This is a genomic window from Kribbella steppae, assembly GCF_004342025.1.
Taxonomy (GTDB): domain Bacteria; phylum Actinomycetota; class Actinomycetes; order Propionibacteriales; family Kribbellaceae; genus Kribbella; species Kribbella steppae.
The window spans coordinates 167,641-194,103 of the sequence record NZ_SLWN01000013.1; the positions used below are offsets into that span (position 1 = coordinate 167,641).

Sequence of the window (26,463 nt, forward strand, 5' to 3'; positions counted from 1 at the left end):
CATCGCCACGCTCCGGCGACACGCACCCGAGGTCAAGACGTTGCGCCCGCCCTTGCGCCAGACGGCAACGCGACAACGACTCATTCCCCTTCCGACGACGCATCCGCGGCGCTACGTCGGCGCATGCACGCCGGATCCCCCACGACCACGCCGTACGCTCCCGGCATGGCCGGGCCGCGATCCGCCGAAAACACTGCGCGGGTCAGGGCATCACGCCAAGCTGGTCGAGTGGGCGCCGGGGTCTTCGTCAGCTGCTCTCCACCGCGCGGAGTCCGCACAGTGGGAGTGTCGGTTCTCCAGGCCTACGATGAGCGCATGGCCACCGGTTCACTCCGGAGGTGGCAGGCCGGGCTCCAGGAGGCACTGACCAGGCGCCTCGGAGAGGCGCGCGCCATGATGACGTCGGGCCGATACGCCCAGGCGTTCCCTGCCGGGTTCCACGTCACACATCCGCCGGCAGTCGCTGGCGCCTGGGTGACGGCGCTGGAGGAGTACGCCGGCGGCACCGGACCGCTGTTGCGTCTGGTGGTGCCTGACCGCCCGGCCGACGGGCAGCTAGACCTGGATCTGGACGACGGCACCCGGTTTCTGCTCTTGTGGCCCAGCCCGGCGCCGGCACTGTTGGCGGACGTGTTCCCGGTCCTGGAGAACTTGGCCTTGCGGATCGCCGGGCATGAGGCATACGAGGTGCGTCCGGCCGGCCGGGCATCGGTCCGCGCCGAGGAGTTCGCGCTGCTGCCGCGTGATGTGGCGGTACTGACAGCCGACCCTGCCATCGGCAACGAAGTGGCTGACGCCTTCCGGGCGGTGTGGTCGGGAGATGCGGAGAACGATGCGTTCAACCAGCTGGTACTGCGAGCAGGCCTGTCATGGCGTGAGGTGAGTGTGCTACGGGCTTGCTTCGCCTACCTTCGGCAGGCAGGCCTCACCTTCGGTCAGGCCTATGTCGAGCGGACGCTCTTGATGCACAGGCGGGTGACCGGGCTGCTGGTGGCGCTCTTCCATGCGCGGCTGGATCCGGCGTACATCGGCAGCACCCGCGAGGAAGAGGCGTTGGCCGAGGTGGAGACGGCGCTCGCACCGGTGGAGAACATCTCGGAGGACCGGTTGCTGCGCGCATTCCTCGAGCTGGTCTGCGCTGTGGTCCGCACCAACTATTACCAGTCCGACACAGACGGCGCTCACAAGAAGTACATCGTGCTCAAGCTGGACTCGACACGTTTGCCGTTCCTGCCCGTCCCCCGGCCGATGACGGAGACCTTCGTCTACTCCGCGCGAATGGAGGGGCTGCACCTGCGCACCGCCAAGGTGGCGCGAGGTGGCCTGCGCTGGTCTGACCGGACGGAGGACTACCGCACCGAGGTGCTCGGCCTGATGAAGGCGCAGCGGGTGAAGAACGCGGTGATCGTTCCGCACGGCGCGAAGGGCGCGTTCGTCGTGAAGCGGCCGCCTGCCGCCACGGATGCCGAGACGATGCGGCAGGAGGTGCGAACGGCGTACAAGACCTTCGTCCGTGGGCTGCTCGACGTCACCGACAACCGCGTCGATGGGACGGTAGCCCAGCCGCCGCGGGTGCGGTGCCGCGATGATGCGGACGCGTACCTGGTGGTGGCCGCGGACAAGGGCACCGCGACGATGTCGGACCTCGCCAACGAGATCGCCCAGGAGTACGGCTTCTGGCTGGGCGACGCGTTCGCCTCCGGCGGTGCCACCGGCTACGACCACAAGGCTCTCGGCGTCACGGCCCGAGGCGTCTGGGAGTCGCTACGACGGCACTTCGGCGAGCTCGGGCTGGACCCGGCGAAGGACCAGATCACCGTGGTCGGTATCGGCGACATGTCCGGAGATGTCTTCGGCAACGGCATGCTGCTCTCGGACCGGATCCGGCTGGTCGCGGCGTTCGACCATCGGCATGTGTTCCTCGACCCTGATCCCGACCCGGTGGCGTCGTACGCCGAACGGCAGCGACTCTTCCGGCTACCCGGAACCTCGTGGGCCGACTACGAACCCGAGCTGATCTCCTCAGGTGGTGGGGTGTTCTCGCGGACGGCGAAGTCAGTGCCGCTGTCACCACAGGCGCGCGCCCTCCTGGACGTGGAAGCAGAGCAACTCCCCGCCGACGAGCTGATCCGGGCGGTGCTGCGGGCCCGGGCCGACCTGTTGTTCAACGGCGGCGTCGGCACCTACGTCAAGGCCTCGACGGAGTCGCACGCCGACGTCGGCGACCGTGCCAACGACGCCGTCCGTGTGGACGCGTCCGAGGTGCAGGTTCGGGTGGTGGCAGAGGGTGGCAATCTCGGCGTGACCCAGCGCGGCCGGGTGGAGTACGCCCTGGCGGGTGGACTCATCAACACCGACTTCATCGACAACTCCGCCGGGGTGGACATCTCCGACCGCGAGGTCAACCTGAAGATCTTGCTCGACGCGGCGGTCAAGGGCAGGCGGCTGTCCCGCTCCCGGCGCGACGAACTGCTCCGGCACGTTGCTCCACAAATCGTCGAGCAGGTACTGGCGAACAACGCCGCGCAAGCCAGGGCGATCAGCGTCAGCCACGCGCTGGGCGCCGCGTGGCTGGACAAGCAAGTGGAGATGATCCGGCACGCCGAGGACCTGGGCGTCCTCGAGCGCGCGCTCGAGTCACTGCCGGATGAAGAGGCAATCGCGCAGCGGCAGGCCGGCGGCCTCGGGCTGACCCGCCCTGAGATCGCGGTGCTACTCGCAGTCAGCAAGGACGTGGCTACCCACTTCCTCCTCGAGTCGGGCGTACCGGACGACGCGTACATCGGCTCCGCCGCCCTCGCGCGATACCTGCCGCCGGCGTTGCGCGCCGAGTTCAACGAGCTCCTCCCCCGCCATCCCCTGCACCGCGAGATCGCCTGCAGCGTGCTCGCCAACGAGGTGTTCAACCGGATGGGCTCCGGGGCGCTGCTAGGAGTGCAGGAGCTCACCGGCCGGGACCGGGAGGACCTCGTCGTGGCGTACGTCGCCGCACGTGACGTGTTCGCTCTTCCGGCTGTCTGGACGGAGATCGACCGCCTCGACGTCGTCCGGCACGCCCAGCTGCAGACCCGGCTCCTGGGCGAGACCAGGCATATCGTCGAAAGCGCCGCCCGCTGGTTCATGCGGCACGGGCACGCCGTGGACCCGGCGATCGAGGTGGCCCGGCTGCGACCCGGTATCGACAAGCTGAGCGGCTGCCTCGACGAGCTGATGCCGCCGCACGCTCGGCAGCGACTCGATGCCCGCGTCGCCGACCTGGTGACCAATGAGGGCGCGCCGCAGGAACTCGCCCGAGTGGTCTGCCTTCTCAAGCCACTCACCCTGACCCTGGGCGTGGTGGAAGCCGCGGAGGCCAGCGGCGCCGACCTGACGTTCCTGACCGGCATCTTCGCGCTGGTAGGAGAACAGCTCCAAGTCGACTGGCTGCGTGACCAGGCCACCGAGCGACCCACCGACGACCACTGGTCGATCCTGGCCAGGGTGCGTACGGCGACGACCTGGTCGCCGAACAGCAGCGCATCGCACTCGCCATCCTCCACGAAGTCGGCACCGCCTCGTCACCTCACGAAGCAATTGCCACCTGGCTCCATCCCCGCGGGCGCAGGCTTGCGCTCTTCGAGCACACCCTGCAGCACCTCCGCGCAGCAGCCGATGTCGACGTCCCCATGCTCGCCGTAGCCCTCGAGGGCCTGCGCAGTCTCCAAGGCGCAGACCCCGGAGTCGGAGCCCGCCTCACCTGATGCCACCCTGGCATCAGGTCCTCAGCACACCGGTCTGGGGGCTCGCCGTGGTCACGGCCCGCGAGGCGGACGAGGTCCACGCCCTTGGGGCCAAGGACCCGGCGGTCGGCTCCGGGCTCGCCACCTTCGAGGTGCACCCGATGCCGGACGCGATCGCCCGGTCATGACCGGAGTCAATGTTGAGGGGCCCGGACCATATGGTCCGGGCCTTCGGTATGACTGCACCGGCGGATTGCTATTGGTTCGGGAGTGATCGTGGTAGCCCGAACCAAGGGAGCACGCTCTTGTCGAAGTGGGTCATGGCGCAGATCGAGTCGCCGCTGAGGGTAAGGACGTAGAGGCCGGTCCCATGGCGAATGCCGCTCGGCGCGCGCAGGTACGCTCCGAACGCGGGCTGACCGTTAGCTCGCGTCCGGACGAGGTCGAAGCGGCGGCCCGAGCGGAAGATACTGGCGCAGAAGCGCTCGGCGGCGTCTCGGCCCTCGTACTCGAAGGGCATCGGTGGCATCGAGACGAAGACGTCGTCGGTGAGAAGGGCCACCAGCGCGTCCAGATCGGCGGACTCCCAGGCGCTGACGAACCGCGCCACCAGCACATCCTCGGCCGGCGAGTCGGAGCCGGGCGGCGGTTCCTGGTCGGCCGCCGGCCAGGAACGCCGCAGACCGGCGCGCGCCCGTTTGAGGGCGCTGGTGACGGATTCGACGGTCGAGTCCAGCATCTCGGCCACCTCGCTCGCGTGGAATCCGAGCACGTCGCGCAGGATCAGCACGGCGACTTGGCGGGGCGGCAGAACCTGAAGGGCAGTCACGAAGGCGAGGGAGATGGACTCGGTCTGCTCGTAGCGGGCCTCGGGGCCGAGCGGCACGGCGGTCGCACCCTCGAGCAGGGCGTCGGGGAGTGGCTCCAGCCAGACGATCTCGCCGAGCCGGGTCGGCTCGGGCGGTTCAACTGTGGGCACGTTCCACTCCTTGGCGGGTCGCCGGCCGGCGGAGCGACGCGCGTTCAGGCACCGGTTGGTGGCGATCCGGTACAGCCAGGTGCGGACCGAGGAGCGGCCCTCGAACGCTCCGAAGGCTTGCCAGGCGGCCAGCAGCGTCTCTTGGAGGATGTCCTCGGCGTCCTGGATGGAGCCGAGCATCCGGTAGCAATGCACCTGCAGCTCGCGGCGGTACGGCTCGGTCAACTCCCGGAACGCGTCGCCGTCCCCGGCCCGCGCCCTCGAGATCAGTTCGGCTGTCACCGCGCTCACCTTCTCCTCGCGCCTCTCGTCGTACTTCCATCCTGTACAGACACCGGCAAAGCAGCGAACTGGGCGCTGGAGGGGCGCCCAGTTTGCGGCGTCGAGGTGTCTGCATCATCGACGGCTCGGAAGACCCGGCCGTCCGATGGTTTGGCGAAAGGAACCAGAGATGATGCTGAAGGACAAGGTTGCGGTGATCTACGGGGCCGGCGGCGGGATCGGAGGTGCGGTGGCACGCGCGTTCGCGCACGAGGGGGCCAACCTCTATCTCACCGGGCGCGACCTGGCAGCGGTCGAAACAGTTGCCAAGGACATCGTTTCCGCCGGCGGATCCGCGCAGGCGGCGGAGGTTGACGCACTCGACGAGCAGGCCGTGGAGACACATCTGCAGTCGGTGATCGACACGGCGGGCCGTGTCGACATCTCGTTCAACGCAGTCGGAATCCCGAACGCGCGGATCGTGGGTGCGCCGTTGGCCGAGCTGGACGCCGAGCGCTTCTCCCTGGCGGTCACGACGTACCTCACGTCGTACTTCCTGACCGCACGACTGGCGGCCCGGCGCATGATTCCGAACGGCTCCGGGGTGGTCATGACCGTCACCGCGCTCCACTCGCGGACGGGCGTCCCCCTGGTCGGAGGCTACGGTCCGGCACAGGCCGCCAAGGAGGCACTCACTCGTCAACTGTCCGCCGAGCTTGCACCACACGGCATTCGCGTGGTTGGTCTGCGACCGCAGGGCATGCCAGAGACACGCACGATCAAGGACGCCTACGAGCCTCGCGCGAAGGCATCGGGCATGACCTGGGAGCAGTGGCAGGAGTCGCTCGCAGCCAGAACACATCCGCGACGGCTGATGACGCTGGAGGAGATGGCGAACGTGGCGGTCTTCATGGCATCCGACAAGGCGGGCGGGATGACCGGAACCACGGTCAATCTGACCATGGGCAGCCTGGACGACTGACGGAGACCGTTGTGGTCACGAGGACACACACGAGCAAAGGAATCGTTCTCCTCCTATCCTGCGCGGCGCAGTTCATGGTCGTGCTCGATGTCGCGATCGTGAATATCGGTCCAGTCGACCATCAGGCGACGCTCGGCGAACAGCCACGTTCCGTCCTGCTTGACGAACGTGTCGAGGTAGCGGATGGCGACGAACCCTGACCGAGCCGTCGGCCGACCGCCTGGACTGCCTGTCCGCTCGCGAGCGCGAGGTCCTCATCCAGGTAGCCCGCGGCCTGTCCAACGCCGACATAGCCCGAACCCTGCACCTCGCAGAAGCCACCGTGCGAACCCACATCGGGCATGTCGTCGTCAAGACCGCCGCCCGTGACCGCGCCTATGCGGTCGTCTTCGCCTACGAGTCCGGACTGGTCCACGCCGGCTAGCTCTCACACTGCACACTTGAGGTATGGGCCGGGAAGGTGGGGTCCGCCGACGTGCCGGGCGCCGTACCAACGTTGCCCTGCTGGTGCTGCTCTTTCTCGCGTTCGCGACCGGCTGGGTCGCGTTCGGCACGGGCACCACCACGCCCGGGAGGGTCGTCACGGTGCTGCACGGCGCAGCGGGCCTCGTGCTGGTGCTGCTCGTCCCGTGGAAGTCGCTGATCGTGCGGCGGAGCAAGGCGTTCCGGTCAGCTTCCTGGCGCGCGGCTGACGGCGTCGCCCTCGGAATTCTCGTCGCCGTATCGGTCCTCGCGGGCGTCGTACACGTCCTCGGCGGCTTCCGGACCTACGCGGGACTGACCCCGATGCAGGCGCACGTCGGCGCCGCGGTGCTCGCGGTGCCGTTCGCCGCCGTGCACGTGTTCCGGCACCCGCAGCGGCCGCGGCGCACGGACCTGTCCCGGCGCACCCTGCTCCGCGCGCTCGGTCTCGGCGGGGGTGCGGCTGCGGCCTATCTCGCCGTTGAAGGTGTCGCCCGGGGCCTCTCCTTACCAGGGCAAGACCGCAGAGCGACCGGCTCGCACGAGGTCGGCTCGCATCGCCCGCGGGCGATGCCCGTCACCCAGTGGGCACTGGACGCTGTGCCGGAGATCGACCGGGCCACATGGCGGCTGCGGGTCGAGGTGGCGGGTCGACAGGTGGCCGAGCTCGACCCTGACGCGTTGCTGGCGATGGCCACCGACGAGATGGAGGCGGTGCTCGATTGCACGGGCGGTTGGTATGCCGACCAGCACTGGCGCGGGGTGCGGCTCGACCGGCTACTGCCGGCATCGCTCCCGCCGGACGCACGCAGCGTCGTCGCAGTCTCCGTCACCGGGTACGCGCGGCGCCTGCCGTTGCGGGACTTACCACACCTGCTCGTCGCGACACATGTCGCCGACCGACCGCTCTCGATCGGGCATGGTGCGCCCGCACGGCTCGTCGCGCAGGGTCGGCGAGGCTTCTGGTGGGTCAAATGGCTGGACCACGTGGTCGTCGATACCCGGCCGTGGTGGTGGCAGCCACCCTTCCCGTTGCAGTGACTCGGTCGAGTGACCCGTCACCGCTACCGGCCGAAGCTGTCGCGCCGGCAGAAGGCCGTGAACAGGGCCCACGCCCGGATCCGCTTCCGCGGCGGGTACGCCCCGTCGCCACCCTCAAGACCTGGAAATTCTGACCAAGCTGCGCTGCGTCCCCCTCCCGGACGACCGCAATGGTGCAGGCCGTCCTCGTTCTCCACCACGTCGAAATCCGACCGACCAAGGAGGAAACGCTCAGCCATGCCGACCGACCCTAGTGATGAGTTGTCGCGCCCGCACCCGTCATACCTACGACGGGACACGACGAGACGGAAGGATGACGTGATGAGTGCGGACACGTGGCTGGAGGAGCTGGGCGTGAGCGGTCTGGGCGTGAGCGGTCTGGGCGAGGTAGACGAGCGGGCGTTCTCGGGGCTGGCGGAGCGGCACCGGCGGGAGCTGCACGTGCACTGCTACCGGATGCTCGGGTCGTTCGAGGACGCCGAGGACACCGTGCAGGAGACGTTCCTGCGTGCCTGGCGGCGGCGGGAGACCTTCGAGGGGCGATCGACGTTCCGGGCCTGGCTGTACCGGATCGCCACCAACGCCTGCCTGGACCTGCTCGCCAAGTGCCGCCCGGAGCCCGCGACCGGCGGCGAGGTGCTGTGGCTGCAGCCCTACCCGGACCGGCTGCTCGACGAGCTGCCCGCGGGCGACGCGGACGAGCCGGAGACCGTCGCCGTCGCGCGGGAGACGATCGAGCTGGCGTACCTGGTCGCAGTCCAGCACCTCGCGCCGCGCCCGCGGGCCGTGCTGATCCTGCGGGACGTGCTCGGCTGGCCGGCGAAGGACGTCGCGGAGCTCCTCGGGGACTCCGTCAACTCCGTGAACAGCGCGCTGCAGCGTGCCCGCGCCGGCATGCGGGTGCACCTGCCCGCCGAGCGGCAGGACTGGACCGGCGGCGAGGAGGACGCCGGGACGCGCGAGCTGGTGCGCCGCTATGCCGACGCCAGCGTGGCCACGGACGTCGACGGGCTCGCCGCACTGCTGCGGGACGACGTCCGCTGCTCGATGCCGCCCACGCCTGGCCTGTACGTCGGCCGCGACGCGGTGGTGAACGACTGGGTCGAGAGCCGCTTCGAGGACATGAAGCACCTGCGCGCCGTCCTCACCTCCGTGAACCGGCAGCCCGCCGTCGCCTTCTACCTCTGGCGGGAGCGGGAGGGCGCGTACCTGCCGCTGACGATCGACGTCCTGCGCGTCACCGGAGAGGCGATCACCGAGATCGTCACGTTCCACGACGACCAGTTCCCGCGACTCGGGCTGCCGGGGCGCCTGCCGGCGGACGGCACGGAGTAGTCCCGGTGTGGACGCTCGCGCTGCGCGGTGGCGCGGGTGTCGCGGTGGTCGCGGCGGAGTGGTGCGACGCGTTCGGCGTCGTCACCCGCGGGCGGGTGCAGCTGGAGCTGCGCGACGGCGAGCCCGGGCCGGTCCTCCGACGCGACGCCGGGTTCTGGCTCCGCGGCACCGGCGTCCGCGCTCTGCGGAACCCTGGCCGTCGCACGGCGAGGGTGCGCATCGTCACCCCCAGCGCCAGGACCGTCATATGCCAGTCAACACACCCCGTACGCCAGTTACCGAATGATGGAGGAACGACATGAACACCATGGATGACACCGGGGTCGTCGCAGGCCCGGCATCGGGCCAGACCAGCCACACCCACCAACTCCGCGGGCTCGCCGGCACCGGCGTCATTGCCACGCTCGCAGCGATGGCGGCCACCACCCTCGCCGCTGCGCTTGCCCAGGCCGTTGGCGTCGACTTCGAGGTCCCCGATGGTGGCGAGACGATCCCGTTGTCCGGGTTCGCCGTGGTGACCGGCTTCTTCTCGGTCGTGGGCCTCCTCATTGCCGTCGCTCTTCTTCGTTGGAGCGCTCGCCCCGCCAAGCGATTCGTGTGGACGGCAGTGTCGCTGACCGCGATCTCGTTGGTCCCGCCCCTCCTCGCCGGGGCAAACACCGCCACCACCGCCGCCCTCCTCGGGCTACACGTCGTCGCTGCGACGGTGATGATCCCCATCCTGGCCCGGAGCCTCCGCACCCGGAACGATTGACGATCCCGCAACGGGACAACGCGCGGCGCAGTGCGCGAGCACACTGACGTGGCCCCTGCCACCCTCGATTCCAGGTTCCTTTCTTGGTCAATTCGAAAGCTGAGTCGCGTGTGCGAATAGGCACAGGGCACCTTGCGGGACGAAGACCAAGCGCCATCCGCTTCGGTTGGAGCGCACCGGGTAGGCCGGTCGCGTTCACCCTGGCCGACCCCGCCGTCGCGCGCCGCCCACGTGGACACGGCTCCCTGAGCGGCGGATTGAGCCGGGATCTGACCCTCTCTCGGATCGACGTCAGGCTCAAGCCGCGCCAGAGCGTCGCACCCACCGCTGCTCCTGGTGCCGCCACACTGAGAGCCGAGAGTGCGACCGCGCAACAACGCCGGAACGGCGCGGACAGTACGTACACACTGCCAGGGCAGCTCGGTCACTGGCGAGGTTTTAGTCGCTTGGTCGGGATGGCAGTGAGTGGATCTTCCGGCCACGGATGGCGGGGGTAGCGGGCTCGCAGGTCGGCTCGGACCTGGGGATAGCCCTGCTTCCAGAAAGAGGCGAGGTCGCTCGTGATCGCGACCGGGCGCCGTGCGGGCGACAGTAGGTGGAGAACGACTGGGACACGACCGTCCGCGACGGCTGGAGTGGCAGTCCAGCCGAATACCTCCTGCAGCTTCACGGCGAGGACCGGGGGCTCGGCACCGTTGTACGCGAGTCGCACCTCGGAACCCGATGGGACCCGGAGCCGTTCCGGTGCGAGTTCGCCGAACCGGGTTGCTGCGGGCCATGGCAGTAGTCGCCGGAGCGCCGAAGCCACGTCGATGTGGGCAAGATCGCGCGAGCCTCGCACCGAGGCGAGTTCGGTACCCAGCCATTCGTCGAGATCGGCCAGGAGTGTCTCGTCGTCGACCGCAGGCCACGGGGCTCCGAGGTGGGCGTGGCAGAACGCGAGCCGCTCTCGCAAGGCGAGAGCGGCCTCCGACCAGCTCAGTACGGACAGACCGCTGCGCCGGATGCCGTCGCGGACGGCCGCTTGGACGAGCAGCCGGTCGGGCTTTGCCAGCGGGACGTCGTTGAGCACGATCGCGCCGAGTGCCTCGACGCGCCGCGTCACGATCCGGCCGTCTTCCCAGCGGATCTGGTCGGTGGTCGAGACGAGGTCGCCTGCGATGTCTCGCGCGGTCTGCTCATCGATCGGCGCCGCGGAACGGATCCTGGCGTCGGCGCGACCGGGTGCCCGGTCAGCAACCGCGATCGCCAGCCATGTCGTGGTCCGCAACGGCGATTGCGGATCCAGCGCAGCACCTGTACCACCAGACATCTGGTACGTCGCCGAGTCGACCCCCCGGACCCGCGCAATCCGATCCGGATACGCCAGTCCCACCACAACCCCCACCGCAAGATCATCCGGTACTGCGCGCGTCCCCCGACCAGCCGGCCCACCGACCGCCGGCCGCACTCCAGCTCCACCCAACGGGTCGCCGGTCATCGTGCCTCGGCCGAGACGCTTTGTTTCTTCTCGCCAGCGGGCCGTGGCTCCGCGGTCCTCGCCCCGGCGGAGGGCTCGCCAGCGGGCCGGTAGATCATCGCCGAAGTCGCGGCCGGAGTCGTCCGAAAGCATCGCGACGACCTCGAGTGCCCGGTCGGCGCCGACCCGCGGCGTCCCGTCCAGCAACGCACGAGCCAACCGAGGATGCGCCCCGATCGCCGCCATCCGCCGTCCCCGCTCGGTGATCCGGCCGCCCTCGTCAAGGGCATCGAGGCGGCGCAGCAAGTCGGTGGCCGCGGTCATCGCCACCACCGGCGGCGCCTCGAGCAAGGTCAGACCGTCACCAGCAGGCGCACCCCACGCCGCGAGGTCGAGGGCGAAGGCCGCCAGATCGGCGATCGCGATCTCCGGCGCCGCGTGATCGTCGAGATGCGAGTGGTCGGTGGCAGACCAGCACCGATAGACCCGGCCAGGCGCCTCCCGCCCGGCGCGACCCGCTCGCTGGTCGGCCGACGATCTCGAAACCCGGCAAGTAACCAACGCACCGAGGCCACGGGATTGATCGGTCCGCGGCTCCCGGGCAAGACCCGAGTCGACCACAACCCTGACCCCGGGCACAGTCAGCGAACTCTCCGCGACCGACGTCGTGACCACGATCCGACGAGTGGCGGCCGACGCCAACGCGCGATCCTGTTCAGCCCTGGACTGGCGACCGAACAACGGCAGGACATTATGACCGGCCAACCGGCGAGTCACACCGTTGATCTCGGCTTCCCCCGGGACGAACACGAGGATGTCGCCGTCGTTCTCGGTCAGTGCACGCTGGACGACGGCCGCGACGTGATCCAGTAGGCGCGGGTCGACCCGCCCACCGGGAAGCAGCGGCACGGGGACCGGTGGTGGGGCCCACTCGATCGCCACGTCGAACAGCGCAGCAGACGCCGTGATCACGGGCGCCGGCGCGTCCAAGCCCAATGCGCGACTCAGCCTGGTGGTGTCCGCCGTGGCCGAGGTCGCAACGATCGCCAGGTCTTCCCGAAGATTCGCCCGGATGTCGACGCAGAACGCGAGCAGTAGATCGGCATCGAGGTGCCGCTCGTGGCACTCGTCGATCACAATCGCGGCGACCCCCGGCAGCTCCGGGTTCTGCTGCAGACGCCGTACAAGGAGCCCTGTCGTCACCACCTCGACACGGAGTCCTTTGCCGCCGCTGCGTTCACCGCGCATCGCGTAGCCGATCCGCTGCCCGAGCGGTTCGCCGACCAGCATCGCCAGCCGGGTCGCAGCCGCGCGGGTTGCCATCCTTCGCGGCTCGGCGACGATGATCGTGCCCCCGAGCGCGTCGCCCAGCGCAAGCGGCAACAGCGAGGTCTTCCCCGATCCAGGCGGCGCAACCAACACCGCAGTACCGCGCGAACGCACCGCATCGACCGTGGCAGGCAGAACGGCCCGGACAGGCAGATCCGCCCCCGGCACCGACAATTCAGGCAGCAACACGCCCCGACGCTAACCGACCACCACCGCAGACCCCCTCGACAACCCGGTCCACAGCCCCATGAACAACCCATTCTGCCGAGAGGTCCTGTACTGGCGAACGCCGCTGGGCGACTCGCTCGTCGCATCCGATCGCCGACGAGTGACCGCAGCTGGTCAGCGTGGTGGGCGGAGTACTGCGAACGGGTCCGTGACGGTCAGCTCGCGGGCCACGAACGTGTAGACGGTCGCGGGACGGCCGCCGCTCTGGCCGGGGCTGGCTCGCCGCTCGGTCGGGTCGATCACGTGCCGCCGGGTCAGGACGCGGGTGAGGTTGGTGGCGCCGAGCTCATAGCCCAGTGCGGCGCCGAACAGGTCACGCAGCTCGGCAATGGTGAACTCCAAGGGAGCCAGCGCGAACCCGATGTTCGTGTACGACAGTTTCGCGCGCAGACGCCCGACCGCGGCATCGATGAAGTAGTGATGGTCGAACGCGGTCCGCGGCAGGTCGTCGATCGGGTGCCAGAGCGTGTCGGACGGAAGCTCCGGCCGTACGTCGGACGGAACCAGGCCGAGATAGCCCGTTGCCAGCACGCGGGCCCGCGGATCACGATCGATCGCACTGTGGGTGGCCAACTGTTCCAGGTGCGCGACGTCGCGGACGTCGACCTTCGTCGCGAGGTGCCCGGTGATGGCCTCCCGGAGCCGCTCTACAGGCTCGACCCCGCCGCCGGGAAGAGCCCAGCGGCCACGGTGCGGACTCCGTGCGCGTTTCCAGAGCAGGACGCACAACCTGCCGTCGCGGACGGACAGGACCACGGCGAGCACTTCGTGCGGATAACTGGGGAAGTTAACCGGATCACCTTTCTTGGCTGCGGGCACGACGACGATGGTAGCGTGCGTGTAGTTATCGACTATCAGGCGAAAACATCCGAATGGTTGCGATCCACGCAGATCAGCACCACAGACAGAAGGTCGGAACAACCCATGCAACTGACGACGGAGACGGTCCGGACCGCGGTGCTGGCCGCACTGGCCGAGGATCAGTCGGCAGACGACGTCACCACACGGTGGAGCGTCCCAGCGGCGCTACAAGTCGAGGCAACGATGATCGCCAAGCAGCCGGGACGCGTAGGCGGTCTGCCTGCTGTACAAGGCGTCTACGCCGCCATCGATCCCACCGTCACGGTGCGGCCGGCTGTTGCCGATGGCGATTCGGTTCTCCCCGGACAGCCGCTGGCGTGGATCAGTGGTGCGGCGCACTCGATCATCACCGGCGAGCGGGTGGCGCTGAACTTCGTCCAGCGGATGTCGGGCATCGCAACCCTCACGTCGGCCTTCGTAGCTGCGATCGGAGCGCGCCCGGTCCGGCTGCTCGACACCCGCAAGACCGCGCCCGGTCTCCGGGCCATGGACAAGTACGCCGTGAGTTGCGGCGGTGGAACGAACCACAGGCTCGACCTGGCCGCCATGGTGCTGCTCAAGGAGAACCATCTCGCTGCGGCCGGCGGCGTCCTGGCGGCCGTTCGCCGGGTCCGAGACGGCATGACCGCGGAAGGCAGAGGTATGGCGATCGAGGTCGAAGTCACCACTGCGGAGGAAGCCTGCGAAGCGCTCGACTGCCAGGTCGAGTGGATCCTGCTGGACAACATGTCCGCCGAGGAGATGGCCACGGTCGTCGAGCGGCGCAACACCTCCGGGTCGACATCCCAACTCGAGGCCTCCGGCACGATCACCTTGGACACCGTCGCCGACGTCGCCGCCACCGGTGTCGATGCCGTCTCGGTCGGCGCCCTCACCCACTCCCCTGCCGCACTCGACATCAGCCTGCTCGTCACTCGCGACCACGAACTCAACTGAGCTCCGGCACGGCGCCGGCGGCGTCGTCATCCCCAGTTATCGCCTATGAAGCGAAAATCTCCCGAGAGAAGGACCTGTTGTGACCGTTGGGACAGCAATCAGCTGGCAGGAAGAGGTACGCCGCCTGGCCCGGGAGCGAGATGCGGTGGTGCTCGCCCACAACTACCAGGAACCGGCGATCCAAGATGTCGCCGATCACGTCGGCGACTCGCTCGCGTTGTCGCGCGTCGCGGCCAGTACCGACGCGTCCACGATCGTGTTCTGTGGCGTGCATTTCATGGCGGAGACCGCCAAACTGCTCAGCCCTGACAAGACCGTGCTGATCCCCACCGCCCGGGCCGGCTGCTCCTTGGCGGACACCATTACCGCTGACCAGTTGCGGGCCTGGAAGGCCGAGCACCCCGACGCTGCGGTTGTTGCCTATGTCAACACCAGTGCGGCCGTGAAGGCCGAGGCCGATATCTGCTGTACGTCGTCCAACGCGGTGGAGGTGGTGAACTCGATCCCGGCGGATCAGCCGATTCTGTTTCTGCCCGACCAGTTCCTCGGGGACCATGTCAGGAGGCAGACCGGTCGGGAGAACATCGAGGTGTGGATGGGCGAGTGCCACGTGCATGCCGGCATCAGCGCGGCCGACCTGCGCACTCAAGTGGCGGCCGACCCTGCTGCCGAGGTTCTGGTCCATCCCGAGTGCGGCTGCGCGTCGTCGGCGATCTGGCTCGCCGGCGTGGGTGATCTGCCGGCAGATCGGACCCACATCCTCTCCACCGCCGGCATGCTGGACGCCGCTCGCGACATGACCGCGAAGACCGCCCTGGTCGCGACGGAAATCGGCATGCTCCATCAACTTCGCAAGGTGAACCAGAAGACGACCTTCCTGCCGGTGAACCCGAAGGCCTCATGCCGATTCATGAAGATGATCACCCCGGACCTACTGGTGCGGTGCCTGCGTGAGGGACGCGACGAGATCCAACTGGCACCAGAGGTCGTCGAGCGTGCCCGGCGCTCGGTCGAACGGATGGTTGCCATCGGCAAACCTGCAGGTGCTCGATGACGCGCACCGTCGACGTCGTCGTCATCGGCGCCGGCGTGGCAGGCCTGTCAACCGCGCTCGGTCTCGCGGCGACCCGCGATGTGCTCCTGCTCAGCGCCGGCGACGGCAGCACGCCCTGGGCACAGGGCGGCGTCTCGGCCGCGTACGGCGAGGACGATCCGCTCGACCACGCGCGCGACACCGACATCGCCGGCGCAGGATTCTGCGATCTACGCAACGTTCGGGCATTGGTCGAGGAGGGACCGCAGCGACTTGCCGAACTCATCGCTCAGGGGGCTCGCTTCGACCGTGACGACGACGGATCGCTGTCGAGAACTCTCGAGGGAGGCCACGGTCGTTCCCGGATCGTGCACGCAGGCGGTGACGCCACCGGCGCGGAGGTTCATCGCGCGCTCCGTAGCGCGCTACAGCTCACCGGCGTTCAGACGATGGACGGACGGACCATCGGCCTGATCAAGTCAGACTCCGGCCGCATCGTCGGCGTGCTCGTCGAAACCGGCACGGAGATCACCCGGATCGACGCGCGCGCCGTTGTACTGGCCACAGGCGGAGTCGGCAACGCCTACCTGGCGAGCACCAATCCGCCGACGGTGCGCGGTGATGGCATCGCTCTGGCGCTGCGGGCCGGCGCATCTGTGGTGGACATGGAGTTCGTCCAGTTCCACCCGACCGCGCTCTTCACCGGTGAAACCGGCGGTCAGTTGCCGTTGGTCACCGAAGCCGTGCGCGGTGAAGGCGCAGTACTACGTGACATGCATGGTCGCAGGATCATGGCCGGCCGGCACCCGCGAGCCGATCTGGCCCCTCGGGACGTCGTCGCCCGGGAGGTCGAGGCAACGATGCGCCGCGACGGATCCGACCACGTCTGGCTGGACGCCACATCCATCGCGCCCGACGTACTCCGACAGCGATTCCCGACCGTACTGGCCTCCTGCGCACGGATCGGCGTTGACCTGCTGTCCGAGCAGATCCCGGTCGCGCCCGCCGAACACTTCCTGTGCGGCGGCATCCGAACCGACCGCGACGGCGCAACCGACGTACCAGGCCTGTACGCCGTCGGCGAGGTCGCCGCAACCGGCGTACACGGGGCCAACCGGCTCGCCTCCAACAGCCTCCTGGAGGGACTGGTCTTCGGCCGGCGCGTCGCAACGGCCCTGACCCTCGATCTCCCCGCAACGGACCACGGCCACTCACACGAACTGGCACTGAACCATGATCGCGAACCGGAACGGGTTCGCGCGATCCTGACCAAGTACGCCGGTATCCGTCGCGACGGCGCAGGTCTGAACGCCGCCGCTGACGAACTCGAGCCCCTGGGCACCGGACCGCTCGCGACGGTGGCGCGATCTGTCATCGCGGCAGCGACCACACGACAAGACAGCCGCGGCTGCCACTGGCGTTCGGACTACCCGCACTCCGACGAGCGCTGGGACGAGCACATCGTCGTACGGCTCGACAAAGATGACCGCCCGACCACCCGGCAACTTCTCCACGCAACCACGCAGTGACGGGGCACCGGCCTCCGAAATCAAGGCCGGCCCGCGTCTCCGACAGCGACGCCGAGCTCCTCCGGCAGCTCGACCGCTCGGCATCACCATCGGTACGACGCTCACGGTGAACCGCCGCCACGACGTCGCCGGCACGATCGACGTCGTCTACGACGGCGTCCGTCGCTCTGGACCTCACGACCGCTTACGCGATGCGCGTCGTACAGACGGATCTCTGACACGAGCCCTTAGCTCAGCGCCAGCGTGTGAGCACGCAGCGAATACGGTTGCCCGAAGCTCTTACCCAGCAGGGGTTGAGCGCGCAGAATGCGAAGCACAGGGCGTGTGGTGGGGCTGCGCGCCGGGGGAACAAAGGGTGGGGGCATCCATGATGCGTCTGGGATTTGCCACGCGTAGGCGCGGGCTGGTCAGCGCGGTCGCGGCGATGTTGCTGGGCGCCGCGTTGCTCACGCAGGTCGGGCCTGGTCCGGCAGGGGCTTCGACGTTGCCGACCGGGTTTCGCGACAACATCGTACTGAGCGGGTTGACCAACCCGACGGTGCTGCAGTTCGCACCCGACGGGCGGATCTTCGTCGGCCAGAAGAACGGCGTGATCAAGGTCTTCCAGAGCCTGACGGATACGAACCCGGTGACGGTGGCCGACCTCAGGACACAGGTCAACGACTACTGGGACCGCGGTCTCCTCGGCTTCGCGATCCCGCCCAACTTCCCGGCAAACCCCTTTGTTTACGTGCTTTACGCGTACGAAGCGCCGATCGGCGGTACGGCGCCGACGTGGAACGACGCCTGTCCGACACCACCCGGCCCGACCACCGACGGATGCCTGGTGTCGGCGCGCCTGTCGCGACTCCAGATCAGCGGCAACGTCATGACGGGCAGCGAACAGGTCCTCATCAACGACTGGTGCCAGCAGTACCCGAGCCACTCCGTCGGCACGCTCCTGTTCGGACGCGACGGCTACCTGTACGCCAGCGCCGGCGACGGTGCCAGCTTCAACAACGTGGACTACGGGCAGTACGGCGCGACGTACGCCGGCGATAAGGCCAACCCGTGTGGCGATCCGCCAGGTGCGGTTGGTACTGCGCTGAGCCCGCCCGGAGCGCAAGGTGGAGCGCTGCGGAGTCAGAGCGTACGGCGTCCCACCGGGCCGGCGACGCTCGACGGTGCGATCCTGCGCCTCGACCCGGCGACCGGTGCCGGCGTACCCGGAAACCCGTTCTTCTCGTCGACCGACCCGAACGCGCGGCGCATCGTGTCCTACGGAGTACGCAATCCGTTCCGGATGACGCAACGTCCGGGCACTGACGAACTATGGGTCGGCGATGTCGGCTGGGGCGCCTGGGAAGAGATCAACCGGCTGGTGGCACCGACCACGGCCACCAACTTCGGCTGGCCGTGCTACGAAGGCACGAGCCCTCAGAGCGGCTACCAGGGTGCCGGTCTCACCTCGTGCCAGTCGCTGTACTCGACGCCTGGCTCGGTCGTTGCGCCGTACTACGCCTATAACCACAACGCCTGCGTGGTGAACTACACCGGCTGCCGCACCGGTGGTTCGTCGATCACGGGCATCGCGTTCTACCAAAGCGGGTCGTATCCGGCGCAGTACAACGGCGCACTCTTCTTCGCCGACCACTCGCGCAACGAGATCTGGGCGATGCTGCCTGGTACGAACGGATTGCCTGATCCGGCCAGACTGCAGTCGTTCGTGGGTGTCGACGCGGCCGGCGGCGCGGCCGGGCATCCGGTCGACCTGAAGATTGGCCCCGGTGGCGACCTGTTCTACGTCGACATGGAGAACGGTTCGGTCCACCGGATCACCTTCACCGCCGCCAACCAGGCGCCGAATGCTGCCTTCACCGCAAACCCGGCCAGTGGCGCGGTCCCACTGACGGTCAACTTCGACGGCAGCAGCTCATCCGACCCGGAAGGCCGTCCGCTCACGTACTCGTGGGATCTCAACGGCGACGGGACCTTTGGTGACGCGACCGGTACGACGACGTCGTACACCTATTCGTCTTCGGGCGTCTATCATCCAGCGCTTCGGGTGACGGATGACCAAGGCGCTAGCGACACCACGTCGGTGACCGTCACGGCTGGCAATACCGCGCCGACCGTTGTGATCGATTCACCCGGGGCGTCGCTCACCTGGAAGGTCGGCGACCCGATCCCGTTCAGCGGCCACGCAACCGACGTACAGGACGGAACGCTTCCGGCGTCATCGTTGAGCTGGTCCGCGTACATGAATCACTGCATCACGCCGACCGACTGCCACGCGCATCTCCTGCAGACGATGAACGGCGTCGCCAGTGGTTCGTTCACCGCGCCCGACCATGCATACCCGTCCTGGATCGAACTGAGGTTGACCGCGAGTGACTCATCCGGTCTGACGTCGACAACCAGTCTCCGGTTGAACCCGCGAACCGTCGTACTCACGTTCAAGACCACGCCTGGCGGCCTCAACCTCACCAACCTGGTCGTCAACGAGGCACCCCGCTCGACCCCGTTCTCCGTCACGGTCATCGTGGGCTCCGCCAACTCCGTCAGCGCCCCGTCCCCACAACCCTTCAATAAGTCCACCTATTTGTTCACCTCGTGGTCCGACGGCGGCCCGCAAAGCCACACCATCACCGCCCCCGCCGTCAACACCACCTACACCGCCACCTACCGCAAACGCTGATTCCACCCGATTGGGCTGTCGCGGCGTACACGGATTTCGCTGCACCATCGTTCGGCGTGGCGACTAAGCGAGGCTGTGGTCGCGGCAGCGCAAAGGCCTGACCGGCTCATCGTGCTTCCTTGGTTGACTGGTAGCTGTCTAGGATGCTAGCAATGGAATGCGTGCTCCCCGAGCCACGGATGGAGGTGATCGCTGACCTCCACGAAGTCGAACCCGGCCTCCTCGGCCCGTACCGCCTGCTCGACGATCTCGACCGGCCCGTAGGCCTCGGCGATCAACTTGAACCCCAGCTTCGTCGCTTCCCCTCCTGCTCGTCGGATCGGCGCCTGTCCTCGGGTGCGTCGGATCGGCGCGTCTCCTCGGGTACGTCGGGAGCGGGCGGTCCCGCGGGCTCCGCCGGATCGGGCCGGCCCAGTGGGTCAACGGGATTCGGCTCGGTCGCCCGGCCAGGATCCGCCTCTGGCGGAGTACCCAACGGCTCGACCGGGTTCGGTTCAGCTGTCATCCCCGACCGGTAGCCAGGCCACACCCACACAAACCCCGCTCGACGACACCGATGCATGGATGTGGGGCACCGGGGCCTTCACGCGCACTACACCCTCACCGGTGCCGCAAGCCAGATCATCCAATAAGCACAGACACCGGTGGTCTACGCCCTTCCTGTCACGCGCCCGCTGGATTCCTGCGGGCCGATCGGCCGGATGCGTTGTTGGCCCCGCGGATCAACTCACGCCTCGCCTGGTTCCCAGCTCGCGACATCGACCGCGCAGCGTCGCGCTCATCTCTCAGGCGCGGTGGGGCCGGGCAGACGGCGCGATCGTGGACGGGCCCACCACCCAGGCGTCTGTATTTCCAGCATTGCTCGTCATAGTCGTAGTACGTATCCACGCCGCCCACAGTGACCACGGCAGCCTCCGGATTGAGCGATCCCGCACGCCGCCGTTGCTTGACGACTAGGCCCCAAGTACCCGGATCTGCCCTGACCTATACGACGTCGGGCCGAAACAGCGGACAGGAATGACCGTTGAGCAAGTTCAGCAGTTGAGCGAACTGGCCGAAGGCAACACTCCCGTGGGACTGATGAGCGTCCGGCTCGGCCGGAGGGAGGACGCCATCAGGTCGAAGGCGCAGACCGAGGGCATCAGCCTGTCGCCGCCGAACCGCATCATGAGCTGATCCGCGGCCGGCTGCTCGAATTTCTCCGCATGGATCCGCGTGGTGCGGGTACTCAGTGCGAGCACGGACGCGAGGTCGTGCTGGGTGGCTCCCGGTCCACGGCGGACTCCTGGCCGGAGCCCCCACAACTTGCACACGGCACGGTCGGTGGAGTGCGGCCAGAACCGCGGGCTGGGTCTCCACCGCCGTGCCGCACAAGGGGAGGCGGACGATGAGCACAGATCCGCGAACGCGGTACGGCGGACCGGACCAGCAGGAGCCCGATCAGCAGGGACACCCCGGGCACAGCAGCGCGATGCAGCCCGAGCCGGACTACGGCGAAAAGACTTACCAGGGCAGCGGAAAGCTCACCGGACGACGAGCCCTTATCACCGGCGGCGACTCCGGCATCGGACGCGCGGTTGCCCTCGCCTTCGCCCGAGAGGGCGCGGACGTAATGATCTCCCACCTTGCCGCTGAGGAGAACGACGCACGCGAAACCTGCCGCCTGATCACCGAGGCCGGGCGCAAGGCCGCGTCGCTGGCAGGGGACATCCAGGACGAACAACACTGCCGACGACTCGTCGAGCATTGCGTCGATGAGCTCGGCGGCCTCGACATCCTGGTCAACAACGCTGCCTACCAGATGTCCCGCGAAGGCATCGCGGACATCTCCACCGAGCAGTTCGACCAGGTCATGAAGACCAACGTCTACGCGATGTTCTGGCTCTGCAAGGCCGCCCTGCCACACCTGTCCGCAGGTTCCGCGATCATCAACACGACCTCCATCCAGGCCTACGAACCGTCGCCCAACCTGCTCGACTACGCCACCACCAAGGCAGCCATCCTCAACTTCACCAAAGGACTGGCACAGGAACTCGCGCCCAAGGGCATCCGCGTCAACGCCGTCGCACCCGGGCCGATCTGGACACCCCTCATCCCCGCAACCATGCCGGCCGAGAAGGTCGGCGAGTTCGGCGCCGACACCCCGCTCGGCCGCGCCGGCCAACCCGCCGAACTCGCACCGGCCTACGTCTTCCTCGCCTCCGACGACTCGACCTACATCACCGGCGAACGCATCGGCGCCACCGGCGGCCGCCCACTCCCCTAACCTGCCATGACCTGATCCGGCTGTCCGGCCTGCCGTCACTCGTGCTTGTTCTCGACGGGGTGAGTAGCGATGCGGAGTGCGAGGCGGTCGAAGATACGATCCGGAATCAACCGGCGGACGGCAGGCAGAGCAGTTGCCGCGAGCCCATTGGCGTACCGGGTTCGCGGCCGGCTCGCAGTCACCGCACGCACGATCAGCTCCACGGCCTCCTCCGGGCTGGCACTCTCCTTGCCTCTGCGCTGCACCCGCTGGCGCAAAGCGTCAAGGCGCTCGCGGTAGAGGTCGCTCGGTGGAAGAGCGTCCAGGGTCTTGGCGGCCTTCGACCAGATCGGTGTCGCCAGCGGGCCCGGCTCCACGATCACCACGTGGATCGCTTCCGGTGTCAGCTCTTGCCGCCAAGCCTCCGCGATCGCTTCAAGAGCGTACTTCGACGCGTGGTACGCGCCTGCGAAGCCGGCCGCGACGCGACCACCGACCGACCCGACGAACACCACCCTGGATCCCTCGGAACGCCGCAGCATGGGCAGGAACTGCTGGGTGACGGCAACCTGACCGATCACGTTGACCTCGACACCGGTGATCACCACGCTGCGCATCGCATTCCCTTCCGTCCCCCGAAGCCCGCCCTGTGCCCGATGGCCCCGCCGTCATTCGGAACGAGAGCACCACGTGGAACCGTTCAACGATTGCGGGTTCAGGGCATGCGTATTTCGCGGCGGGAGCAATCCGCATGACTTCCCAACGGTCTGGTGCCTGCGCATCACGAGGCCGGTTCGCAGGCACCAAACGGAATCTCCCCCGGATTCGTTGCGACGTATCAGGGTTGAGAGATGTCCTTCATGACATCACCTGTGTCGGACTTGCCTAAACTACGTGCGACGTCGGCCATGGCCAGCATGCCGACGAGATCATGGCCGTCGATCACCGGCAAGCGCCGTACCTGGTGCTTGCTCATCGTTTGAAGGGCCTCTTCGGCGCTGTCATCGGCGCCGATCGTGACCGGTTTGCCCTGCCCGAACTGCCCCGCGGTCGCCGAGGCCGGATCGCCACCGTCGGCGAGACACTTCACCACGATGTCGCGGTCGGTCAGCACGCCCTTGAGCCGGTTGTCCTCGCCACAGATCGGCAACGCCCCGACGTCCAGATCGCGCATCTTCCGAGCCGCGTCGATCAGTGTCTCGTTCTCGCCGACACACTCGGCGCCGGCCGTCATCAGGTCACGTGCGGTCGTCATGTCGAACACCTCAATCTTCAGACCTTGTACTCCGACGCTCAGGGCAGTACCCCAGCGCTCACCGCACATTCCTGCCGCCTGCAAATCACCTTCCGAGCAGGTGGAAAGCGACGGACCCGCATGTTCGGCTCATGATGCTGCCGGGGATCAGCCGCGCTGGCCGTCCTCACTCTGGCCGCGGCGGTGACTGCGGTTATTGCTCGTGTGGCCTTGACTTCGGGCAATCGTCGTACTCGATAGGTCGGGTCAGGGTCGGCGCCAGGAGTCGTCGGTGAGGTGGCTGCCGGCCTCATCGGTCTGGCCGGTCATCGGCGTCGCGATCTCGCCCGGCGCGACAGCATTGGCGGTGATCCCGTACTCGCCCAACTCGAGCGCCAGCGTCTTCATCAGCAGACCGAGACCACCCTTCGCCGCGTCATACGGCGCGGCGCCGACTCGTGGCTGGTGCTCGTGCACGCTGGTGACGGCGATCAACCGCCCGCCTCGTGCCTGGTCGATCATCCGCCGCGCCGCCCTTTGCAAACACAGGAAGGCACCGTCCAGATCGACACTCAGCACCCGGCGCCAGTCCTTGTAGTCGAGGTCCACGGCACGCTCGCTGGTCCCGGTACCGCTGTTGGCGACGAGGACGTCCACACCACCCAGTCGCTCGATCAGTCGATCGATCCCGGCGACAGCGTCAGGGAGAGCCTCGAGGTCCAGGTGCTCGACCTCGGCACGTCGGCCCAGGCCACGGACCTCCTCGGCCGTCTCCTCCGCTCCGGCCTGATCACTGTGCCAGGTGATACCGACATCGAAGCCGTCCTCCGCCAGCGCGACCGCGGTCGCCCTGCCGATCCCACTGTCCGATCCGGTCACGATTGCTTGAGGCATGCGCCCGAGGTACCCGCCCGCACCCTCAGAAAACGTTCGCCCATGCCGATTGTCGTACTTCCGGGCGGGTACAGGCGGCACGGGTGGACGACGATTGAGGAGGCCGCGTGATCGCGCTCCGGCACCGACCACTTCGGCGTTACAGCCGATCCCGAGCAGCCATAAATCCCGTTCTAGCAGGCATTGTTGCGCCGCCAGTGGGTACTGGTGGTCATCGCTCACCACAGCGCTTCGCGTCGGGCCGCACCGGCCAGGCCGAGTGCAGCCAAGCTCGAAAGCCGGGTCTCGTCCTGGCCTCCGGGTTCGGCGCCCGGCGCGAAGCAGTTCTCCCCGCCGCCGAAGCACCTCCTCGGCACCGATCGTGGCCACCTTGCCCTGCCTGAACTATCGCCGTCCTGCCGGTCACAGACCGATTGGCATTTGGGCCAGCGGATACCGCGCCTTCGATGAAGGACCCTTCGATAATCCGGAACGCTCCGGCACGAGCCGAGATCTGCTGTGACCACTACGACGCGGAGCCCTTCCCGACATTGAATCGCTTCTCGTACAAGTCTCGAGCCTGGGCCAGGGCCTTCTGGCTGATCCGGGCCAGCGGGTGAACATCAACGACCACCGGCTCATGGTCCGGTCCCCAGCCTGCGACCTCGCCGGTCAGGAGCCAGGGATAGCGATCCTTGTCCTCACCCAGTTCTGCGTACTTACAGACCCGTCGCGCTACCCAATCCGCCGGCGGCCGTGGCCACCACGGCTCTGGAGTGACCGTGGTCGCGGACAGGCCGGGCAAGTCCACATCCGCCTCGTAGTCGCGGCTCGGCCCAGCCTCGGCGTCGTACCAGGGCCCCTTGGAGTAGCGCAGGAGCACGCCGTCCTGGGCAACGACGAACTCGACCAACTCGGCCAATGTCTGGATCACTGGCAACTCACGGGGTGCCTCGCCCGCAATCAGCCGCTGAGGGGACATCTCGCTCATGCCGCCGAGGTACCCCAGCTCAGGTCGAGCGATGCGCTCTCGGCACATGGCTTGTCGGTGCTCGAGCAGGCAAGGCGCCTCTTCGCCACGCCACAAGGTACGACGGCCGGCCACGCATCGACGTCCCAACTCGTACACCATGCGCCTGAGGCGTTCACACTCTCGATCGCAGGCCGAACCAGAGACGCGATCACCGTCGGTCGACTCACGCTATTGACCCCGCTCGCCGACACCGGCGACCGGTTCGACCCGGTGCTCAACTGTCCGCCGAACTGGCGATTGGCACCTGCATGGCTGCGCGAGATTCGTGAAGCCGCTTACCGCGGCAGCCGCCACGGCCGCGATCACGCGACAGATCCCAATACCTGAAGGCGAGTACGCCGGCCGAAATCTCGGCGGAATGCATTCAGGCCTTCGTGGCGGGTACCTGCGCCGTCCGGCCAGGTGGGGTCCAGTCAGGAGCTGCGTCTGGCTCAGAGAACTCTGAGGTCGACGAAGGAGTCGCGATGTTCCGTCATACGAAGCGGTTGCAGTTCGAGGCCAAACCCGAACGCCCTGACCCGGTCTACGCGCGCAAGCTGCAGGAGCTCATCGGCGGCGCCTACGGTGAGATGAGCGTGACGATGCAATACCTGTTCCAGGGCTGGAACTGCCGCATGGAAGGCAAGTACAAGGATCTCCTGATGGACACCGCGACCGAGGAGATCGGTCACATCGAGATGCTGGCCACGATGGTCGCGCGACTCCTCGAAGGTGCCCCCGCGACCATGACGGCCGAGGCCGTCCAGGACCCGGTGATGGCAGCCATCATCGGCGGGATGGACCCGCAGCAAGCGATCATCGCCGGCGGCGGCGCACTCCCGGCCAACTCCCAAGGAGTGCCCTGGAACGGCGGCTACATCGTCGCCAGCGGCAACCTGCTCGCCGACTTCCGCGCGAACGCCGCCGCCGAGGCGCACGGCCGGCTGCAGACCGCACGCCTCTACAACATGACCGACGATCCCGGCGTCAAGGCAACCCTGCAGTTCAACCTCGCCCGCGACACCGTGCACCAGAAGCAATGGCTGAAGGCAATCGAGGAACTCGAAGCCGACGGACTCGAAACGCCGATCGTCCCGAACGCGTTGTTCGACGAGGAAGACCAGGAACACAACCACACCATCTGGGGCCTGTCCGACGGCACCGACGGACCCAAGGGCGACTGGACGAAGGGCGACGATCCGCTGGAGTACCTGACCGATCCCGAACCACTCGGCGGCCCGGCCTCGGCCCCGGCACCCGACCCGGCGCTGTTCGGCACCTACTCCCCCGTCCAGGACTTGAAGGGCACCGTGAAGTCCCAGGCGAAGTCGGCCGCCCAGAAAGTCACGAAGAAGAAGACGAAGAAGAAGAAGTAGTAGTCGCCGCGACAGCGCACCAGCTACCAGATGGGACGCCCACCCGGAACCGGTGAACGTCCCGTCTGGTGTGGCAGCTACGGCGGGAGGTACGCATCCAGACCGCTGCGGGACTGCTGTCGTCCGGCCGGCCCCAGC

The 26,463-nt window shown here is 67.9% G+C and carries 23 protein-coding genes and 2 pseudogenes; 17 read left to right on the top strand and 8 right to left on the bottom strand.

Features of this window, described 5'->3' with window-relative positions; genetic code table 11:
• Window positions 1-315 precede the first annotated feature (315 nt).
• Window positions 316-3,740, top strand: a pseudogene (locus EV652_RS33100) (NAD-glutamate dehydrogenase domain-containing protein).
• Window positions 3,740-3,907 (top strand): hypothetical protein, encoded by a 168-nt coding sequence (locus EV652_RS44255; protein ID WP_158441358.1) that lies wholly within the window; start codon window positions 3,740-3,742, stop codon window positions 3,905-3,907. The pseudogene EV652_RS33100 and the gene EV652_RS44255 overlap by 1 nt, the downstream one beginning before the upstream one ends.
• A gap of 68 nt (window positions 3,908-3,975) precedes the next feature.
• Here the strand turns inward: EV652_RS44255 and EV652_RS33105 are convergent, their stop codons facing one another.
• Window positions 3,976-4,980: a sigma-70 family RNA polymerase sigma factor gene (locus EV652_RS33105; protein WP_132213218.1), complete on the bottom strand. Its 1,005-nt coding sequence runs from the start codon at window positions 4,978-4,980 to the stop codon at window positions 3,976-3,978.
• Window positions 4,981-5,149: 169 nt separating this feature from the next.
• On the opposite strand from EV652_RS33105, the gene EV652_RS33110 reads away from it, so the two are divergent.
• From EV652_RS33110 to EV652_RS44820, 7 genes and pseudogenes are all read left to right on the top strand, one after another.
• Window positions 5,150-5,941, top strand: a complete 792-nt coding sequence (locus EV652_RS33110; protein ID WP_132213219.1) for an SDR family NAD(P)-dependent oxidoreductase — start codon at window positions 5,150-5,152, stop codon at window positions 5,939-5,941.
• A 74-nt stretch (window positions 5,942-6,015) separates the two neighbouring features.
• A complete protein-coding gene (locus EV652_RS45895) occupies window positions 6,016-6,141 on the top strand; it encodes a hypothetical protein (protein ID WP_255512657.1) in 126 nt (41 codons plus the stop codon).
• 29 nt (window positions 6,142-6,170) lie between these two features.
• On the top strand, window positions 6,171-6,365 hold the full coding sequence (locus tag EV652_RS33115; protein WP_305000227.1) for a response regulator transcription factor: 195 nt from the start codon (window positions 6,171-6,173) through the stop codon (window positions 6,363-6,365).
• 23 nt (window positions 6,366-6,388) lie between these two features.
• Window positions 6,389-7,444, top strand: coding sequence for a molybdopterin-dependent oxidoreductase (locus tag EV652_RS33120; RefSeq protein WP_132213221.1), 1,056 nt, complete (start codon window positions 6,389-6,391; stop codon window positions 7,442-7,444).
• Window positions 7,445-7,459: 15 nt separating this feature from the next.
• Window positions 7,460-7,698 (top strand): annotated as a pseudogene (locus EV652_RS45515) (hypothetical protein); the annotation flags it as partial.
• 67 nt (window positions 7,699-7,765) lie between these two features.
• Window positions 7,766-8,779, top strand: coding sequence for an RNA polymerase subunit sigma-70 (locus EV652_RS33125; RefSeq protein ID WP_132213222.1), 1,014 nt, complete (start codon window positions 7,766-7,768; stop codon window positions 8,777-8,779).
• 298 nt (window positions 8,780-9,077) lie between these two features.
• Entirely contained in the window at window positions 9,078-9,533 is a 456-nt protein-coding gene (locus EV652_RS44820; RefSeq protein WP_199238535.1) for a DUF6069 family protein, read from the top strand.
• Between the two features lie 424 nt (window positions 9,534-9,957).
• Here EV652_RS44820 and hrpB read toward each other — a convergent pair whose 3' ends face one another.
• On the bottom strand, window positions 9,958-12,510 hold the full coding sequence (hrpB, locus tag EV652_RS33135) for an ATP-dependent helicase HrpB (protein ID WP_132213223.1): 2,553 nt from the start codon (window positions 12,508-12,510) through the stop codon (window positions 9,958-9,960).
• A 153-nt stretch (window positions 12,511-12,663) separates the two neighbouring features.
• Window positions 12,664-13,314 carry an NUDIX hydrolase gene (locus EV652_RS33140; RefSeq protein ID WP_199238536.1) on the bottom strand — a complete coding sequence of 217 codons (651 nt, stop codon included), beginning with the start codon at window positions 13,312-13,314 and terminating at the stop codon, window positions 12,664-12,666.
• A gap of 159 nt (window positions 13,315-13,473) precedes the next feature.
• On the opposite strand from EV652_RS33140, the gene nadC reads away from it, so the two are divergent.
• The 4 genes from nadC (at window position 13,474) to EV652_RS33160 (ending at window position 19,585) form a co-directional block, all read left to right on the top strand.
• Window positions 13,474-14,346 (top strand): carboxylating nicotinate-nucleotide diphosphorylase, encoded by an 873-nt coding sequence (nadC, locus tag EV652_RS33145; RefSeq protein ID WP_132213225.1) that lies wholly within the window; start codon window positions 13,474-13,476, stop codon window positions 14,344-14,346.
• A 79-nt stretch (window positions 14,347-14,425) separates the two neighbouring features.
• Window positions 14,426-15,400 (top strand): quinolinate synthase NadA, encoded by a 975-nt coding sequence (gene nadA, locus EV652_RS33150; protein ID WP_132213226.1) that lies wholly within the window; start codon window positions 14,426-14,428, stop codon window positions 15,398-15,400.
• Window positions 15,397-16,908, top strand: a complete 1,512-nt coding sequence (nadB, locus tag EV652_RS33155) for an L-aspartate oxidase (RefSeq protein ID WP_199238537.1) — start codon at window positions 15,397-15,399, stop codon at window positions 16,906-16,908. Before nadA ends, nadB begins: the two co-directional genes overlap by 4 nt.
• Window positions 16,909-17,275: 367 nt before the next feature.
• A complete protein-coding gene (locus EV652_RS33160) occupies window positions 17,276-19,585 on the top strand; it encodes a PQQ-dependent sugar dehydrogenase (protein ID WP_199238538.1) in 2,310 nt (769 codons plus the stop codon).
• A 146-nt stretch (window positions 19,586-19,731) separates the two neighbouring features.
• Here EV652_RS33160 and EV652_RS44825 read toward each other — a convergent pair whose 3' ends face one another.
• On the bottom strand, window positions 19,732-19,863 hold the full coding sequence (locus tag EV652_RS44825) for an LLM class flavin-dependent oxidoreductase (RefSeq protein WP_132213227.1): 132 nt from the start codon (window positions 19,861-19,863) through the stop codon (window positions 19,732-19,734).
• A gap of 739 nt (window positions 19,864-20,602) precedes the next feature.
• Here EV652_RS44825 and EV652_RS44830 point away from each other — a divergent pair.
• Together EV652_RS44830 and EV652_RS33175 are read left to right on the top strand one after the other, a co-directional pair.
• Window positions 20,603-20,761 (top strand): hypothetical protein, encoded by a 159-nt coding sequence (locus tag EV652_RS44830; protein WP_199238539.1) that lies wholly within the window; start codon window positions 20,603-20,605, stop codon window positions 20,759-20,761.
• Between the two features lie 211 nt (window positions 20,762-20,972).
• Window positions 20,973-21,851 carry an SDR family oxidoreductase gene (locus tag EV652_RS33175; RefSeq protein WP_132213229.1) on the top strand — a complete coding sequence of 293 codons (879 nt, stop codon included), beginning with the start codon at window positions 20,973-20,975 and terminating at the stop codon, window positions 21,849-21,851.
• Between the two features lie 35 nt (window positions 21,852-21,886).
• Here EV652_RS33175 and EV652_RS33180 read toward each other — a convergent pair whose 3' ends face one another.
• The 4 genes from EV652_RS33180 to EV652_RS33195 all read right to left on the bottom strand — a co-directional run bounded on the left by EV652_RS33180 (window position 21,887) and on the right by EV652_RS33195 (window position 24,928).
• Entirely contained in the window at window positions 21,887-22,447 is a 561-nt protein-coding gene (locus tag EV652_RS33180; protein WP_132213230.1) for an SDR family NAD(P)-dependent oxidoreductase, read from the bottom strand.
• Window positions 22,448-22,668: 221 nt separating this feature from the next.
• Complete coding sequence (locus EV652_RS33185) at window positions 22,669-23,085, bottom strand: CBS domain-containing protein (protein WP_132213231.1); 417 nt, start codon at window positions 23,083-23,085, stop codon at window positions 22,669-22,671.
• Window positions 23,086-23,331: 246 nt separating this feature from the next.
• The gene (locus EV652_RS33190; protein WP_132213232.1) at window positions 23,332-23,958 is read right to left on the bottom strand and encodes an SDR family oxidoreductase; all 627 of its coding nucleotides are present in this window, start codon (window positions 23,956-23,958) and stop codon (window positions 23,332-23,334) included.
• 505 nt (window positions 23,959-24,463) lie between these two features.
• Complete coding sequence (locus tag EV652_RS33195) at window positions 24,464-24,928, bottom strand: DUF6098 family protein (protein ID WP_199238540.1); 465 nt, start codon at window positions 24,926-24,928, stop codon at window positions 24,464-24,466.
• 57 nt (window positions 24,929-24,985) lie between these two features.
• Between EV652_RS33195 and EV652_RS33200 the strand changes: the two genes are divergently transcribed.
• Both EV652_RS33200 and EV652_RS33205 read left to right on the top strand, forming a co-directional pair.
• A complete protein-coding gene (locus EV652_RS33200) occupies window positions 24,986-25,297 on the top strand; it encodes a hypothetical protein (RefSeq protein ID WP_132213233.1) in 312 nt (103 codons plus the stop codon).
• Between the two features lie 137 nt (window positions 25,298-25,434).
• Window positions 25,435-26,325 carry a manganese catalase gene (locus EV652_RS33205; RefSeq protein ID WP_132213234.1) on the top strand — a complete coding sequence of 297 codons (891 nt, stop codon included), beginning with the start codon at window positions 25,435-25,437 and terminating at the stop codon, window positions 26,323-26,325.
• The last annotated feature ends 138 nt before the right edge of the window (window positions 26,326-26,463 follow it).

What these genes read in the sequence shown, in the direction of transcription:
- EV652_RS44255 (WP_158441358.1), top strand. Translation starts at nt 3,740, where the DNA reads ATGCCACCCTGGCATCAGGTCCTCAGCACACCGGTCTGGGGGCTCGCC.
- EV652_RS33110 (WP_132213219.1), top strand. Translation starts at nt 5,150, where the DNA reads ATGATGCTGAAGGACAAGGTTGCGGTGATCTACGGGGCCGGCGGCGGG.
- EV652_RS45895 (WP_255512657.1), top strand. Translation starts at nt 6,016, where the DNA reads ATGGTCGTGCTCGATGTCGCGATCGTGAATATCGGTCCAGTCGACCAT.
- EV652_RS33120 (WP_132213221.1), top strand. Translation starts at nt 6,389, where the DNA reads ATGGGCCGGGAAGGTGGGGTCCGCCGACGTGCCGGGCGCCGTACCAAC.
- EV652_RS33125 (WP_132213222.1), top strand. Translation starts at nt 7,766, where the DNA reads ATGAGTGCGGACACGTGGCTGGAGGAGCTGGGCGTGAGCGGTCTGGGC.
- EV652_RS44820 (WP_199238535.1), top strand. Translation starts at nt 9,078, where the DNA reads ATGAACACCATGGATGACACCGGGGTCGTCGCAGGCCCGGCATCGGGC.
- nadC (WP_132213225.1), top strand. Translation starts at nt 13,474, where the DNA reads ATGCAACTGACGACGGAGACGGTCCGGACCGCGGTGCTGGCCGCACTG.
- nadB (WP_199238537.1), top strand. Translation starts at nt 15,397, where the DNA reads ATGACGCGCACCGTCGACGTCGTCGTCATCGGCGCCGGCGTGGCAGGC.
- EV652_RS33160 (WP_199238538.1), top strand. Translation starts at nt 17,276, where the DNA reads ATGATGCGTCTGGGATTTGCCACGCGTAGGCGCGGGCTGGTCAGCGCG.
- EV652_RS44830 (WP_199238539.1), top strand. Translation starts at nt 20,603, where the DNA reads ATGACCGTTGAGCAAGTTCAGCAGTTGAGCGAACTGGCCGAAGGCAAC.
- EV652_RS33175 (WP_132213229.1), top strand. Translation starts at nt 20,973, where the DNA reads ATGAGCACAGATCCGCGAACGCGGTACGGCGGACCGGACCAGCAGGAG.
- EV652_RS33180 (WP_132213230.1), bottom strand. Translation starts at nt 22,447, where the DNA reads ATGCGCAGCGTGGTGATCACCGGTGTCGAGGTCAACGTGATCGGTCAG.
- EV652_RS33185 (WP_132213231.1), bottom strand. Translation starts at nt 23,085, where the DNA reads ATGACGACCGCACGTGACCTGATGACGGCCGGCGCCGAGTGTGTCGGC.
- EV652_RS33190 (WP_132213232.1), bottom strand. Translation starts at nt 23,958, where the DNA reads ATGCCTCAAGCAATCGTGACCGGATCGGACAGTGGGATCGGCAGGGCG.
- EV652_RS33195 (WP_199238540.1), bottom strand. Translation starts at nt 24,928, where the DNA reads ATGAGCGAGATGTCCCCTCAGCGGCTGATTGCGGGCGAGGCACCCCGT.
- EV652_RS33205 (WP_132213234.1), top strand. Translation starts at nt 25,435, where the DNA reads ATGTTCCGTCATACGAAGCGGTTGCAGTTCGAGGCCAAACCCGAACGC.